Annotated in this window: 11 protein-coding genes and 1 riboswitch; of the genes, 9 read left to right on the forward strand and 2 right to left on the reverse strand. The window is 73.7% G+C overall.

The annotated features are described in order from the left end of the window. The first annotated feature begins 200 nt into the window (after positions 1 to 200). A riboswitch (cobalamin riboswitch) is annotated at positions 201 to 326 on the forward strand. A 103-nt stretch (positions 327 to 429) separates the two neighbouring features. From BLQ34_RS07730 to BLQ34_RS07765, 8 genes are all read left to right on the forward strand, one after another. Next, on the forward strand, positions 430 to 2094 hold the full coding sequence (locus BLQ34_RS07730; protein ID WP_157692935.1) for a prenyltransferase/squalene oxidase repeat-containing protein: 1665 nt from the start codon (positions 430 to 432) through the stop codon (positions 2092 to 2094). Beyond that, complete coding sequence (locus BLQ34_RS07735; protein ID WP_091783724.1) at positions 2094 to 2963, forward strand: hypothetical protein; 870 nt, start codon at positions 2094 to 2096, stop codon at positions 2961 to 2963. The genes BLQ34_RS07730 and BLQ34_RS07735 overlap by 1 nt, the downstream gene beginning before the upstream one ends. A gap of 6 nt (positions 2964 to 2969) precedes the next feature. Then, positions 2970 to 4061: an energy-coupling factor transporter transmembrane component T gene (locus BLQ34_RS07740; RefSeq protein WP_231961495.1), complete on the forward strand. Its 1092-nt coding sequence runs from the start codon at positions 2970 to 2972 to the stop codon at positions 4059 to 4061. After that, positions 4058 to 5758 carry an ABC transporter ATP-binding protein gene (locus tag BLQ34_RS07745; protein ID WP_091783727.1) on the forward strand — a complete coding sequence of 567 codons (1701 nt, stop codon included), beginning with the start codon at positions 4058 to 4060 and terminating at the stop codon, positions 5756 to 5758. Before BLQ34_RS07740 ends, BLQ34_RS07745 begins: the two co-directional genes overlap by 4 nt. Then, positions 5758 to 6591, forward strand: a complete 834-nt coding sequence (locus BLQ34_RS07750) for an ECF transporter S component (RefSeq protein ID WP_091789532.1) — start codon at positions 5758 to 5760, stop codon at positions 6589 to 6591. Before BLQ34_RS07745 ends, BLQ34_RS07750 begins: the two co-directional genes overlap by 1 nt. Beyond that, a complete protein-coding gene (locus tag BLQ34_RS07755; RefSeq protein WP_091783730.1) occupies positions 6588 to 7943 on the forward strand; it encodes an FAD-binding oxidoreductase in 1356 nt (451 codons plus the stop codon). The genes BLQ34_RS07750 and BLQ34_RS07755 overlap by 4 nt, the downstream gene beginning before the upstream one ends. Positions 7944 to 8011: 68 nt before the next feature. Further along, complete coding sequence (locus tag BLQ34_RS07760; RefSeq protein WP_091783732.1) at positions 8012 to 8548, forward strand: NUDIX hydrolase family protein; 537 nt, start codon at positions 8012 to 8014, stop codon at positions 8546 to 8548. Positions 8549 to 8682: 134 nt separating this feature from the next. Next, entirely contained in the window at positions 8683 to 10233 is a 1551-nt protein-coding gene (locus BLQ34_RS07765) for an RNA polymerase sigma factor (protein WP_091783736.1), read from the forward strand. Between the two features lie 43 nt (positions 10234 to 10276). Here the strand turns inward: BLQ34_RS07765 and BLQ34_RS07770 are convergent, their stop codons facing one another. Next, positions 10277 to 11020: a lysophospholipid acyltransferase family protein gene (locus tag BLQ34_RS07770; RefSeq protein WP_091783739.1), complete on the reverse strand. Its 744-nt coding sequence runs from the start codon at positions 11018 to 11020 to the stop codon at positions 10277 to 10279. A 159-nt stretch (positions 11021 to 11179) separates the two neighbouring features. Here BLQ34_RS07770 and valS point away from each other — a divergent pair, with 159 nt between their 5' ends. Further along, positions 11180 to 13825, forward strand: coding sequence for a valine--tRNA ligase (gene valS, locus BLQ34_RS07775; protein WP_091783742.1), 2646 nt, complete (start codon positions 11180 to 11182; stop codon positions 13823 to 13825). Here valS and BLQ34_RS07780 read toward each other — a convergent pair. Next, positions 13756 to 14457 carry a hypothetical protein gene (locus BLQ34_RS07780; RefSeq protein WP_231961496.1) on the reverse strand — a complete coding sequence of 234 codons (702 nt, stop codon included), beginning with the start codon at positions 14455 to 14457 and terminating at the stop codon, positions 13756 to 13758. The genes valS and BLQ34_RS07780 overlap by 70 nt on opposite strands. Positions 14458 to 14479: the final 22 nt, after the last annotated feature.

Here is a 14479-nt window from a genome sequence, read left to right on the forward strand (position 1 = left end):
CGTGTGGTCACCCTGCCGTTCTTCCGGAGGCTCCCCGGTGATGGCCGGTTCGACGCCTGTGGCAGGCAGTCTAGCCGCCCGTGACGAAGGGCACGTGCGCGCGGCGTCAGCGGGTCCGTGGGCGGTGTAGTCTGAGCCGCGTTGCCCTGGGGTCCCCACCCGGGTCCCGCACCAGGGCGACACCCACGACGCGACACCAGGGGAAGCCGGTCAGATGCCGGCGCTGACCCGCAACCGTAGGCCGCCCCAGAGGCGGTGAGCCGGAACACCTGGATCGCGAAGCGGCTCCATTTCCGTCGAGGTACGCGGGGCGGAGCCCGGACACCAGGTCCGAGGCCGCCCCCCGAGGTCGCGCGAGCGACGTCGGGGGTCTTTCACGTTCTGGTGCCGGTGCACCCGTCGCGACACCGTTCGCAGTGAAGAGACACCATGCACCGCACGATCCGCAGCGCCCGACCGGCCGCTGCCCTCGCCCTGGCCCTGGCAGCCACCCTGGTCGTCCCCGGCGCGGCGTTCGCCGGCACGACCGAGCCCACCCCCGCCACCACCACGGCCGCGAGCACCACGAGCCCCACGACCGGGACGCCCACGGGCTCGCCGACGACCTCGACGTCGCCGACGACCGCGGCCACGACGACCGCGCCCACGACGTCTGCCGACCCGACCACCGCGACGCAGCCGCCCAGCCCGGTCACCACCACGGCCACCACCACGGCCACGGCGTCGTCCAGCAGCACGACCACGGCGACCACCAGGTCGAAGCGGCCCACCGTGAAGGCCGAGTCCGCGTCGAAGGAGCGGACGCCGTTCGGCTCCGCGTCCGGCCTGCGCGCCGCGCTGGTGCCGGGTGACAGCTCCGACCAGGCGGCCTACGCGGCCGGGTTCATCGTCCGGACCCTCGCGGCCCGCGACGACCACTACAACTACCCGGCCTCCACGTTCTTCGACGGCGGCAACACCATCGACGCGGTCCTCGCTCTCGACGGCGCGGGAGCGGGGCTCGCGCAGGCGGACGCCACCACCGACTACCTCGCCGCCCACGTGAATGACTACGTCGGCTACCCCGACCCGGCCGGCTCCCCGACCGCCGAGACGTACGCCGGGCCGCTCGGCAAGCTCGTCATCGGCGTGGTCGCCCAGGGTGGCGACCCGACGGACTTCGGCGGGCAGGACCTCGTCGCCCGCCTCGAGGGCCTGCTGACCCCGGCCGGCCGGTTCTCGGACAAGTCCAACTTCGGCGACGCGACCAACCCCAGCGGTGACTACTCCAACACGATCGGCCAGGTGCTGGACATCATCGCGCTGGGCCGGGCGACCGGCTCGGTCCCCGACGCCGCCGGCGACTACCTCCTCGACCAGCAGTGCGCCGACGGCGGATTCCGCGGCAACCTCGACGTGGCCGGTGCGGCGTGCACCAGTGACACCGACGCGACCGCCTTCGCGGCCCAGGCGCTCGTCGGCCTCCTCGGCGCCGACGACCCCGCCACCATCGCCGTCCTCGACTGGCTGTCGTCGCACCAGGCCGCCAACGGCGGGTTCCTCAACCAGGACGGCCAGTACAACGCCAACACCGCCGGTGTCGCGGCCCAGGCCTTCGCAGCGGGTGGCCTGGACGCGGAGCTCGCCAGGGCGCAGGCGTTCCTCGCGACCCTGCAGTTCGACTGCTCGTTCGCAACCGCCCTGCGTGGCGGGATCGCCTTCACCTCGGCCGACTACGCGGCGCTCAAGGCCGCCCCGACCAAGACCGCCGAGCTCGACCGGGCCCTGCGCGCCACGCCGCAGGCCTCCCTCGGTCTGGCCGGCGACTCCCTGCTGACGGTGACCGCCGACGGCGCGGCGGACGACGCTCCGACGCTCGACTGCCGCACCAGCACGACGAGCACCACCTCGTCGCCTGCGACGTCCACGTCGAGCACCTCCTCGGTGACGCCGTCCGGTGGCGGGAACGACCCGGCCGACCCCGCGTCGGCCACGCCGGGCTCGCTGGCCTTCACCGGCGCCGACGTCGCGGCCATGTCGCTGCTCGGCACGCTGCTCCTCCTCGCCGGCGTCGGCGCCATCGTGCTGGCCCGACGCAAGGGCGTGCACGCCTGATGCGGGTCCTCGCGCGGCTCCTCGCCGTCGCCGGCCTGGTCGTCGCCGGCGGCCTCGTCCTCCCGGACGGGGCCGCCCAGGCGGCGGCCTGCAGCACCACCACCGGCGTCACCGTGGTGATCGACTACGGGTCGAGCAGCAGCACGCTGTGTGCCACCGACTCCAGCTCCGCCATGGCGGTGCTCAAGAAGGTCGCCACCGTGACCAGCCCGCCGCAGTACCCCGGCACGGTGGTCTGCCAGATCAACAACGTGCCGTCGCAACCCTGCCAGCGAATGCCTCCCGGCAACGCGTACTGGGCCTTCTTCCACGCGTCGCGCGGTGGTTCGTGGACCTACAGCACCTCCGGTGTGGCCTCCTACGACCCGGCCCCCGGCAGCGTGATCGGCTTCGCCTTCGGGGCCGGTGGCGCCCCCAGCAGCGCGCCTCCGGCCAAGATCGCCGCCAAGCCGACTCCGAAGCCGACCCCGAAGCCCAGCCCCAAGCCCAGCCCCTCGGCCTCGTCGAGCAGGCCGCCGGCACCGCAGCCGTCGAGCTCCACCCCGGCGCGTCCGGGCAGCTCGGCCACCTCGGCCGGATCGGGCACCGGATCCACCTCTGCGGGCAGCACCGCGGGCGCCTCGGTCACCAAGCCCGGCTCGGTCCCGTCGACCACTGCACCGGGTGCGTCCTCGACCACGACGACGACCACCGACGACGGCAGCACCCCGTCGGCCGACACCACGAGCGGCAGCCAGCCGGTCGCCGCCGCCGAGGGCGACGCGCCCGGCTCCGGCTCGCCCACGACCCTGGTGGCCGGCCTCGGCCTGGTGGGGCTGGTCGGTGCCGCCGCGGCATACCTCGCGGTGCGTCGCCGGGCCACGAGCTAGGGAGCCGTGCGCACGGCCGGCACCCCGCTGACCCGACACCTGCACCCAGTCGCCTGGTGGGTGTGGGCGATCGGGCTGGCCGTGGCCTGTTCGCGCACCACCAACCCGCTCCTGCTCCTGCTCGCCGTGGGGGTGGCGGCGATGGTCGTCGCGGCCAAGCGCGGCAGCTCGCCGTGGGCCCGCGCGTTCCGGCTCTACCTCGTGCTCGGGGCGTTCATCATCGTCGTGCGCGTGCTGCTGCACGTGGTGGTCGGCTACAAGCTCGGCGAGACCCGGCTCTACACGCTGCCCAGCGTCGAGCTGCCCGGCATCACCCTGCTCGGACCGCTCTACCTCGAGGGCCTGCTGGCCGCTGCCGTCGAAGGGCTGCGGCTCGCGAGCCTGATCGCGTGCATCGGCGCCGCCAACGCCCTGGCGAACCCCAAGCGCCTGCTGCGCGCGCTGCCCAGCTCGCTGCACGAGATCGGCACGGCCGTGGTCATCTCCGTCACGGTGGCACCCCAGCTGGCCGAGAGCGTCCAGCGGGTGCGGCGGGCCCGGGTGCTGCGCGGTGAGGGCGGGACCGGCCTGCGATCGGTGGGCCGGGTCGCCCTCCCGGTGCTCCAGGACACCCTCGACCGCTCGCTCGCACTGGCGTCGGCGATGGACTCGAGGGGCTACGGCCGCCGCACCCCCCAGCCGGACGGCACCAGACGGGTGACCGCCGCACTGACCCTCACCGGGCTGCTCGGCGCAGGCATCGGCATGTACGGCCTGCTCGACGCCACCGCACCGCGCGTGATCGGGCTGCCCATGCTGCTCGCCGGCCTCGGGCTGGCGGCCCTCGGGATGCGGGTCGGCGGGCGCAGCGTGCAGCGCAGCGTCTATCGCCCCGACCCCTGGGCCATCCCCGAGTGGCTGGTGGCCGGCTCCGGGCTGCTGGCCGCGGTCGCCGTGGTCGTCCAGTCCACGCGTGCCCCGGGCACGCTCGTGCTCCCCGTCTCCCCGCTCGCGGCGCCGGCCCTGCCCACGCTGGCCGTCCTCGGCGTCCTCCTGGCCGCGCTGCCCGCCCTCGTGGCGCCGGACCCGCCCGCACCGCGCCGGGGTGCGACGCCATGACCGTCAACACCACCCCGGTGGTCACCGACCCCAGGCCAGTCGTCTTCGACGACGTCACCATCCGGTATGCCGGCAGCGCACATCCCACGCTCCGCTCGGTGTCGTTCGGGCTGGAGGAGGGCGAGCTCGTCCTCGTCACGGGCCGCACCGGCTCGGGCAAGTCCACCCTGCTGGGAGCCGTCAACGGCACCGTCCCCCACTTCACCGGTGGGCACCTCGGCGGGCGGGTGACCGTCTTCGGGCAGGACACGCGGACCCACCGCCCCCGCGACCTGGCCGGGACCGTCGGGGTGGTGCGCCAGGACCCGCTGTCGGGCTTCGTCACCGACACCGTCGAGGAGGAGCTCGCCTACACGCTCGAGCAGCTCGCCCTCGAGCCGGCGGCGATGCGCCGGCGGGTCGAGGAGGTGCTCGACCTGCTCGGCATCGCAGACCTGCGCGACGCGCCCCTGCGCGACCTCTCCGGGGGGCAGCAGCAGCGCGTCGCGATCGGTTCCGTCCTGACCGCCAGCCCACGCCTGCTCGTGCTCGACGAGCCCACCTCGGCGCTCGACCCGACCGGCGCCGAGGAGGTCCTCGCCACCTTGGCCCGGCTGGTCCACGACCTCGGTCTCACGGTCGTGCTGTCGGAGCATCGCCTCGAGCGGATCATCGGGTTCGCCGACCGGGTGCTCGAGGTGCACGACGACGGCTCGGTCCTCGACGGCACGCCGCGTGCGGTGATGGCGACCTCCCCCCTGGCCCCCCCGGTGGTGCAGCTCGGTCGGCTCGCCGGCTGGGAGCCACTGCCCCTCACCGTCCGCGAGGCCCGGCGCGCTGCCACGACCCTGCGGGCCGGCCTCTCCCGCAACCCGGGCGCCCCCGCGGGTGCTCGGGTTGCACCTGGTGAGAGCCCGCTCGGCGGAGGCGAGCGCATCGTCGCGTCGGGGCTCTCGGTCACCCACGGGGACGTCGCCGCGGTGCGCGCCATCGACCTCGCTGTCCGCGACGGGGAGGTCGCGGTCCTGATGGGGCGCAACGGATCCGGCAAGTCCTCGTTGCTCTGGGCCCTGCACGGCAGTGGCCCCCGCAGCGCCGGCACGGTCACGGTCCGCACGGCCGGCGACCAGCGCGTCGACCCCGCCACGGAGTCACCGCGCGCACGACGGAGCCATGTCGGGCTGGTGCCGCAGAACGCCCCCGACCTGCTCTACCTCGACTCGGTGCGGGCGGAGTGCCACCAGTCGGACCACGAGTCCGCGGCGGCCGGCGGCACGACTCGGGCCATCCTCGACCGGCTCGCCCCCGGTACACTCGAGGACCACCATCCCCGCGACCTGTCGGAGGGGCAGCAGCTGGCCCTGGTCCTGGCCGTCCAGCTCGCGGCGACACCCGGGGCGCTGCTGCTCGACGAGCCCACCCGCGGGCTCGACCACCCCGCGAAGGAAGCCCTCGCCGACCTGCTGCGCGACCTGGCCGCCGCCGGCACCGCCCTCGCCGTCGCGACCCACGACGTGGAGTTCGCCGCCACCGTGGCCGACCGCGTCGTGGTGCTGGCCGAGGGGCGCGTCGTGGCCGACGGCCCGGCCACCGACGTGCTCTGCGACTCACCGGCGTTCGCCCCCCAGGTCGCCAAGGTGCTCGCCCCGGCCCGGGTCGTGCGCCTCGACCAGGTGCCGACCACCGCCTCCACCTCCGCCACCCTCGGAGCGCCGTGATGGCCGCCCCCGCCCGCGCCATCGCGCTGCGCCCCCGGTCCACCGTGGCGCTCGCCCTCGTCTCCGTCGCCGGCCTGCTCGCCTTCCTCTGGCCGCTGTTCGTCACCACCGGCTCGAGGCTCGGCCAGAACGCCGACGCCACACTGGTCTTCGCGCTGCTGCTGCCCCTGCTGATGGCGGTGGTGCTGTTCGAGATCAGCGAGGGCGGCCTCGACGTGAAGGCGGTCGCGATGCTCGGCGTGCTGTCCGCTGTCGGCGCTGCCCTGCGCCCGCTCGGCGCCGGGACCGCCGGGCTCGAGACGGTCTTCTTCCTGCTCGTCCTCGGTGGGCGGGTCTTCGGTCCGGCCTTCGGGTTCGTCCTGGGGTCGACGACGCTGTTCGCGTCGGCCCTCATCACCGGCGGGGTGGGGCCCTGGCTGCCCTACCAGATGCTCGGCGCCGCATGGGTCGGGTTGGGAGCGGGCCTGCTGCCACGAGTCCCGCAGCGCTGGGAGCTCGTGCTGCTGGCCGCCTACGGCGCCGTCGCGGGGCTGCTCTACGGCCTGGCGCTCAACTTCTCTTTCTGGCCCTTCGCCAACGGGCTCGAGAGCGACCTGTCGTTCGTCGCGGGCGCCCCGCCGTGGGAGAACCTGCGTCGCTTCGGGATCTTCTCCCTGGCCACCTCGGTCTGGTGGGACATCGGCCGGGCCGTCACCAACGTGGTGCTCATCGCCGTCACCGGCCGGGCGGTCCTCGGCACCCTGCGCCGGGCGTCCCGCCGGGCGGCCTTCGACGCCGACGCGACCTTCGACCATCTCGACGAGCCGGCCCCGCGGCATACGCTGCAGGGATGACCACGCCCACGTCGTTGGCCGTCCCCACCGTCACCGATCCTGACGTCAGGGCCGGCTACGGCGTCGACGAGTCGGTCGGTGCGGTCGCTCCGGACGACTTCGAGGTGGTGCGGGCGCGCGACCTCGGCGACGTGGTCGAGGTGATGCGCTGGGCGCACGAGACACGCACCCCGGTGGTGCCCCAGGGAGCGCGCAGCAGCCTCACCGGGAGCTCGGTGGCGATCGACGGCGGCGTCGTCCTCAACACCGAGGGGCTGGACTCGATCAGCACGATCGACCCGCTCGAAGGCCTCGCGGTGGTCGGCCCCGGCGTCGTGAACAAGGGACTCAAGGACGCCGTCGCCGCCGAGGGACTGTTCTACCCACCCGACCCGGCGAGCTCGGCGTTCTGCACCATCGGCGGCAACGTCGCCACCAATGCGGGCGGGCTCTGCTGCGTGAAGTACGGCGTGACCGGTGACTACGTCCGCGCCCTCCAGGTCGTCCTGCCCGGTGGCGAGGTCGTGCGCACCGGCCACCGCACCGCGAAGGGCGTCGCCGGGCTGGACCTCACCGGCCTGTTCGTGGGGTCCGAGGGCACGCTGGGCGTGGTCACCGAGGTCACCACGCGGTTGCTGCCCGCACCGGACCCGGCCCTGACCGTGCTGGCCACCTTCGACTCGCTCGACGCCGCGTCCGTCGCCATCGTGGCGCTGCGCCGCGAACGGCACGTCCCGTCGCTCGTCGAGCTGCTCGACCGGGCCGCCGTCTCAGCGGTGCAGTCGCTCGCCGACTACGGCTTCCCCCGGGACTGCGAGGCGGTCCTGCTCGTCCAGTCCGACCGCCCCGACCACACCAGCGAGGACGTGCAGCGGTATGCCGCGCTGCTCACCGATGCGGGCGCCGCCGAGGTGGCGGTGGCCGACGACCCGACCGAGGCGGACCTGCTGCTGGCCGGCCGGCGCGCCCTGAGCCCCGCGCTGGAGGCCAAGGGGCCGCGCTACCTGGAGGACGTCTGTGTGCCGGTCGGGCGACTGACCGACCTGATCCGCACCGGTCAGGGCATCGCCGCCGCGCACGGGCTCGAGATCGTGATGGCCGGGCACGCGGGTGACGGCAACCTGCACCCGAGCATCTTCTTCGATGCCGCTGACCCGGGCAGCCGACGACGGGCGCACCAGGCCTTCACCGAGGTCGTCACGGCAGCGCTGGCGATGGGCGGCACGATCACCGGCGAGCACGGCGTCGGGACGCTCAAGGCGCCCTGGCTGGCGCAGGAGCTCGGCGAGCGCGAGCTCGAGCGGCAGCGCGCGGTCAAGGCGCTCTTCGACCCCCGCGGCATCCTCAACCCCGGCCGCGTCTACTGGTCCTGACCCCACCCCACCGCTGTCCCGGGACCCGATCACGGCGTGCCGTCGGGGTGGCTGGTAGAAACGAGGGCATGAGTCCCCTCGAGCTCGATCGCAGTGAGTCCTGGCTGACCCGCGAGGAGCTCGACGCGGCCCGTGAGCGGCTGCCGATCCTCTACGTGGACGCGGTGCCGGTGCGGGTCGACGAACGCGGCGCCGTGACCGCGGTCGGCCTGCTGCTGCGGGCCTCCGACGGGGCGATCAACCGCGAGCTCGTCTCCGGCCGCGTGCTCTACCACGAGCGGGTCCGCGACGCCCTGGTCCGGCACCTCGAGAAGGACCTCGGGCCGATGGCGCTGCCGCAGATCCCGGCCAGCCCCCAGCCGTTCACCGTCGCGGAGTACTTCCCCACGCCGGGCGTCACGCCCTTCCACGACCCCCGCCAGCACGCCGTGTCGCTCGCGTTCGTGGTGCCGGTGGCCGGGGACTGCCAACCGCAGCAGGACGCTCTCGACCTCGCGTGGCTGACCCCCGACGAGGCGGTCGCCCCAGCCCTCCTCGAGGAGATGGACGGTGGCCACGGCGTGCTCCTCAGGCAGGCCCTGGCTCACCTCGGGCACCCGCTCTGACGGGGCCCGCGGGGCCCGCCGAACCGGCTCCGGCCGCCCCTGCGGGGACGGTCGGAGACGGCCGCGGCGAAGAATCCGCCAACTCTGGCCGAAAGGATGACCCTGGCGGACGCAACCGGGGCCAAACTGGAGGTGTGCCGGGGGAAATCGCCACATACCTCCTCGGCGCCCAAGGGGGCGTCGCGGATGACTTCGCACGCCTGCACGCAGCCACCAACCCGGTGCTCCTGCGCTACCTGCAGGTGACTGCCGAGGGCGACCACCGCGAGCTCGCGCACACCGTCTGGGCTGCCGTCCTGCCCCAGCTGCCGCTCTGCGCCCCCGATGACGACGCCTGGCTCGAGCTGGTCGTCGGCGCCGCGCGCACCGCCGTCCTGACCGCTGGGGCCGTCGCGACCCCGGCCTCCGCGCCGGCGACGGTGCCCGCCGACGGCGTCGGCGACCCGGTGCAGGATGCCGTCGCCGCGCTGCGCAGCTGCCCATCGGCCGAGGCGGACGTGCTGGCCATGGGGGCGATCGCCAACCTCGGCCGGGCCGCCGTGGCGCGGCTGACCGGGCTGCCGCCCGGCGCGGTGCTGGCCCTCGTGCTGCAGGGCCAGCAGCGCCTCGACGTCTCGCTCGACCGCCTCATCACCGTGCTGCGGGCGCCCGGCACCCCCGCCGAGCTCGCCGACCTCCCCCACGTCGCCGCCCTGTTCGCCACGGCGTTCCCCGCGGCCGCACCCGCTCCGGCGCGCCCGACCACGGCTGTCGCCACGACCGCGGCTGCCGGGGTGGTCGGCGTCGGCGCGCCGGTCGTCGTGGCGCTCCCCCAGCCGGCCGCCGTCGACATCCCGACCCTGGGGTCGACGGCTCCCGCAGCCGCGGAGGTCGTCCGCACGCTGCCCAGCCGACCGCTGCGTGTCGGGGCCGCCGCTGCGGCCTGGCTGCTCGCCGTCGGTGGCATCAGCACCGCGGCTGCCATGAGCGGACTGCTCAGCGTCGCCCTGGACGGCATCCTCGGCGGCAGCGACCGGGGGCCCCTCGTGACGGCGGGGGGACCGGTGGTGCCCGGACCCGCCCTGCCCAGCACCGGGCCGACGCCGGGCGACCGGCCGTCGACCGAACCCGGTGGCACCGCTGCCCCCACCAGGCCTCGCGTCGCGCCGGCCAACCCCATCGTGCCCTCCGACGTGCGCACCGGTGACGGATCGAGCAACCAGGCCGTCTCGCTCCCGCGGGGCCCCGGCGTCCAGATCGTCGTCGCCTCGTTCGAGCAGCCCAGCTCGGAGAACCAGACGCCGACCGACCCCACCGACCCCACCACGCCGACCGACCCGACGACGCCGACCGACCCCGCGACGCCCACCACGCCCACCTCGCGTCCCCCGGTCGTGCCGGCCGGCAACGGCGAGGGCCCCGGGAAGGGCAACGGGCAGGCCCTCGGCAACGGCAGCCCCCAGGGCCGCGGCAACACCGGCAACGGCAACGGCGCGCAGCACCCCGGCCACGGCAAGGGCCACCTCAAGCACCACGGCAAGCACCACGCCAAGGGCCACGGCAAGCACCACGGCAAGGGCAAGGCCACCGGGCACGGCAAGTCCAAGGACAAGGCGAAGGACCAGTCCAAGCACCACGGCAAGCACCACGACAAGCACCACGACAAGCACGGCAAGGGTCACGGCCACCCGAAGGGCAAGCACTGAGCCGAGCGGCTCGGACCGACCACGGCGGTCAGCGGTGGGTGGGTCAGCCGCCCGCGCGCCGACGCCGGTCGGCGCGGTCCATCTCCTCGGCTTCCTCCACAGTCGGCGCCGTGCCGCCGAGCCGCACCGGCAGCAGGTGCCGCTCGGCAGCCGGCCAGGTGGGATAGCGCTCCTGGTCGGCGTGCAGCTGGGCCTGCATGGCGTCGCGCACCCGAGCGGTTGCGCGGACGGCGTTCTCCTCCGGTGCGACGACGATGGGCGGGCCGACCGTGATGAGCAGCGGTATGCCGTGCCGTCCCATCCGACGCGGCTGCCCCTTGGTCCAGATCCGCTGGGAACCCCAGATGGTCGTGGGCAGCACCGGCACGCCGGCCTCCTGGGCGAGGCGCACGGTTCCGGACTTGAACCCCTTGAGCTCGAACGACCGGGAGATCGTCGCCTCCGGGAACACGCCCACGAGCTCTCCCGCACGCAGCGCCTGGCGAGCGGCGTCGAACGACCCCTGCCCCGCGGCCCGGTCGACCGGGATGTGGCGCATACCCCTCATCAACGGACCGGCCACCGGGTTCGACCAGATCGACTTCTTGGCCATGAACCGCACGTACCGGCCGACCTCGACACCCACCAGCCCGGCATACGTGAAGTCGAAGTAGCCGGTGTGGTTGATGGCGAGCACGGCCCCGCCGTGCCTCGGCACGTGCTCGGTGCCGGTCATGGTGATCTTGAGCCCCTGGAAGGCGAACAACGCGCGGGCGACCCCGATGACCGGGGTGTACACGGGCTCCATGGCCCAACCCTAGGGGCTGCGCGGGTCGGGTCGCGCTTCCGGGTCGAGCTCCGCGCAGCAGGCGTGCCGAGGTCGCGCGGAGCTGGCCGCGGCCCGAGCCACGCGGCCCACCCGCAACCCGTTCGTCACCACGGGTGGGGGGATGGGAAGATTTCCGGCATGACCGATGCACCCACCACGTCCGGCGCCGCCACGATCCCCGACAAGCCCTCCATCGAGGGACTGGAGGACAAGTGGGCGCAGGTATGGCGGGAGCAGGGCACCTACACCTTCGACCGCGCCAAGGGCCTGGCCGGTGGGCGCTCGGCGGTCTTCTCGATCGACACCCCGCCGCCGACCGCCTCCGGGTCGCTGCACATGGGCCACGTGTTCTCCTACACGCACACCGACTGCATGGCCCGCTACAAGCGCATGCAGGGGCTCGAGGTGTTCTACCCGATCGGTTGGGACGACAACGGCCTGCCCACCGAGAAGCGGGTCCAGAACTACTACGGCGTCCGCGGCGACGCCTCCCTCCCCTACGTCGAGGGGTTCGAGCCGCCGCACCGCGGTGACGCCAAGAGCCTCAAGGCCGCCGACACGCTGCCGATCTCGCGGCAGAACTTCATCGAGCTCTGCGACGAGCTGACCGTCGAGGACGAGAAGGCGTTCGAGTCGCTGTTCCGCCGGATGGGCTTCAGCCTCGACTGGGACATCTCCTACCGCACCATCGACGACCACTCGCGCGCGACGGCGCAGCAGGCCTTCCTGCGCAACCTCGCCCGCGGCGAGGCCTACCAGTCCGAGGCCCCCGGCCTCTGGGACGTCACCTTCCAGACCGCGGTCGCCCAGGCCGAGCTGGAGGCCCGCGACTACCCCGGCGCCTACCACCGCGTCGCCTTCCACGGCGCCGACGGCCCGATCCACATCGAGACCACCCGCCCCGAGCTCATCCCATCGGCGGTGGCGCTGATCGCCCACCCCGACGACGAGCGGTATGCCGCGTTGTTCGGGAGCACGGTGCGCTCACCGCTGTTCGGGGTCGAGATCCCGGTGGTGGCCCACCCGGCGGCCGAGCCCGACAAGGGCGCCGGCATCGCGATGTGCTGCACCTTCGGCGACCTCACCGACGTGCTGTGGTGGCGTGAGCTGCAGCTCCCCACCCGCTCGGTCATCACCCGCTCCGGACGGATCCAGGCCGAGACCCCCGAGTGGCTGGTCGGCACAGCCGGTGAGCAGCTGTTCGCCGAGCAGGTGGCGGGCAAGACGACGTTCTCGGCCCGCGAGGCGATCGTCGCCGCGCTGCGTGAGTCCGGCGACCTCGACGGGGAGCCCAAGGCCACCCAGCGCAAGGCCAACTTCTACGAGCGCGGAGAGAAGCCGCTCGAGATCGTGACCTCGCGCCAGTGGTACATCCGCAACGGCGGCCGCGACGCCGAGCTCAACGCCGAGATGATCGAACGGGGCCGGCAGGTCGACTTCCACCCGCCCTTCATGCGGGCCCGGTTCGAGAACTGGGTGAGCGGTCTGAACGGCGACTGGCTGATCTCGCGGCAGCGCTTCTTCGGGGTGCCGATCCCGGTCTGGTACCCGCTGGACGACCAGGGCGAGCCGGTCTGGGACAAGCAGCTCGTGCCCACCGAGGACCAGCTGCCGGTGGACCCTGCCGCGCAGGCCCCCGAGGGTTACGACGAGTCCCAGCGCGGTCAGGCCGGTGGCTTCGTCGGTGACCCCGACATCATGGACACCTGGGCGACGTCGTCTCTGACGCCCCAGATCGCCGGGCACTGGCGCGACGACCCCGAGCTCTTCGCCGGTGTCTTCCCGATGGACGTCCGACCCCAGGGCCACGACATCATCCGCACCTGGCTGTTCTCGACGGTGGTGCGCGCGCACTTCGAGTTCGGTTCGGTGCCGTGGCACAACGCTGCCCTGTCCGGCTGGATCCTCGACCCCGACCGCAAGAAGATGAGCAAGTCCAAGGGCAACGTCGTGACGCCCGAGGACGTCGTCAAGGAGCACAGCACCGACGCGGTCCGCTACTGGGCGGCCAGCGGTCGGCTCGGCGCGGACGCGGCCTACGACACCGGGCAGATGAAGGTCGGCCGCCGCCTGGCGATCAAGATCCTCAACGCGACCAAGTTCGCGCTCTCGTTCGGCGAGGTCGACCTCCAGCACAGGGGTGAGGTGGGGGACGACCTGGCGGCCGCGGTGGTCAACCCGCTGGACCGCGCCATGCTCGCCCAGCTCGGCGACGTCGTGGCCAAGGCCACCGCAGGCTTCGAGGCGTGGGACCACACCAGGGCGCTCGAGGTCACCGAGACCTTCTTCTGGACCTTCTGCGACGACTACCTCGAGCTGGTCAAGGACCGCGCCTACGGTGGGCAGGGCGACGCCGAGGCCGCGTCCGCCCGCGCCGCGCTGCGGATCGCCCTCGACGTGATGCTGCGCCTCTTCGCGCCGATGCTCCCCTACGTCACCGAGGAGGTCTGGTCGTGGTGGCACGAGGGTTCGGTGCACCGGGCTCCCTGGCCGACCACGGCCGACGCGGCGGCTGGCGAGGGCGGCGACGCAGCCGTCCTGGCGGCGGTCGGTGAGGCGCTGGCCGGGGTCCGCAAGGCGAAGTCCGAGGCGAAGGTCGGCATGCGTGCCGAGGTCGCCTCGATCGTCCTGGCCGGTCCGGCCGAGTGGGGCGACCGGGTGCGAATGGCCGAGACCGACCTGCGGGCGGCCGGCCGGATCACCGGCACGGTGGACTACGCCGAGGCCGAGACGCCTGACGTGCGCGACGCTGTACTGATCCCGGTGGAGAAGCCGAAGGCCTGAACCCGGCGAGTTCCGTTGGGCTGCACCGTGATCCATGGCACGTCCCAGCCGGCGATCTTGAGCTCACGGCGCGCGAACCGGTCGACGTCGAGGAGGCTGACCTCGCCGGTCGCCGGGTCGTAGACGTCGAGCACCCGGTCGCCGTCGCCGGGGAGCACGAGGGTGACGTGCCGCGGCAGGACGCCGTTGCCGAGGTAGAGGAGGGCGGGCTCGCCGTCGGCGACGACGTCGACCAGCCGTGCGTGCGCGTCGCGCAGGGCGCTGCGGGTGAGCTGCCGCACCACCCTGAGCTCGTACTCGGTGCCGCGCCTGGAGGCGCCGAACTCGAGCTCCTTGCGGGCTCCCCAGGGCGGCGTGCCGAGTGAGCGCGGCCAAGGGATGTTGAGCCGACCGCCACCGGAGAAGAGCCGGTTCGTGCGGCCCATGACGACCCGCTCGTAGGCCGCGAAGCGCTCCTTCTCGGTGGCCCCCGGTGGAGCGTCCGCCCGCGGTCCCTCCCCCGTGGTGATCCAGCGGGCGAAGACCGGGTTGACGAGCATGCGGGCCACGGTGAGACAGGCCGACCCGCAGGTGACCGGCGACTGCTGGACGGGTCCGACGTCACCGCTGCGCAACCGGTACCCCGAGGTCATGACCTCATCCTCGCGGGTGGGA

It is taken from the genome of Pedococcus dokdonensis (assembly GCF_900104525.1).
Taxonomy (GTDB): domain Bacteria; phylum Actinomycetota; class Actinomycetes; order Actinomycetales; family Dermatophilaceae; genus Pedococcus; species Pedococcus dokdonensis.

What these genes read in the sequence shown, in the direction of transcription:
- BLQ34_RS07730 (WP_157692935.1), top strand. Translation starts at nt 430, where the DNA reads ATGCACCGCACGATCCGCAGCGCCCGACCGGCCGCTGCCCTCGCCCTG.
- BLQ34_RS07770 (WP_091783739.1), bottom strand. Translation starts at nt 11,020, where the DNA reads ATGGAGCCCGTGTACACCCCGGTCATCGGGGTCGCCCGCGCGTTGTTC.
- BLQ34_RS07745 (WP_091783727.1), top strand. Translation starts at nt 4,058, where the DNA reads ATGACCGTCAACACCACCCCGGTGGTCACCGACCCCAGGCCAGTCGTC.
- BLQ34_RS07735 (WP_091783724.1), top strand. Translation starts at nt 2,094, where the DNA reads ATGCGGGTCCTCGCGCGGCTCCTCGCCGTCGCCGGCCTGGTCGTCGCC.
- BLQ34_RS07760 (WP_091783732.1), top strand. Translation starts at nt 8,012, where the DNA reads ATGAGTCCCCTCGAGCTCGATCGCAGTGAGTCCTGGCTGACCCGCGAG.
- valS (WP_091783742.1), top strand. Translation starts at nt 11,180, where the DNA reads ATGACCGATGCACCCACCACGTCCGGCGCCGCCACGATCCCCGACAAG.
- BLQ34_RS07780 (WP_231961496.1), bottom strand. Translation starts at nt 14,457, where the DNA reads ATGACCTCGGGGTACCGGTTGCGCAGCGGTGACGTCGGACCCGTCCAG.
- BLQ34_RS07750 (WP_091789532.1), top strand. Translation starts at nt 5,758, where the DNA reads ATGGCCGCCCCCGCCCGCGCCATCGCGCTGCGCCCCCGGTCCACCGTG.
- BLQ34_RS07755 (WP_091783730.1), top strand. Translation starts at nt 6,588, where the DNA reads ATGACCACGCCCACGTCGTTGGCCGTCCCCACCGTCACCGATCCTGAC.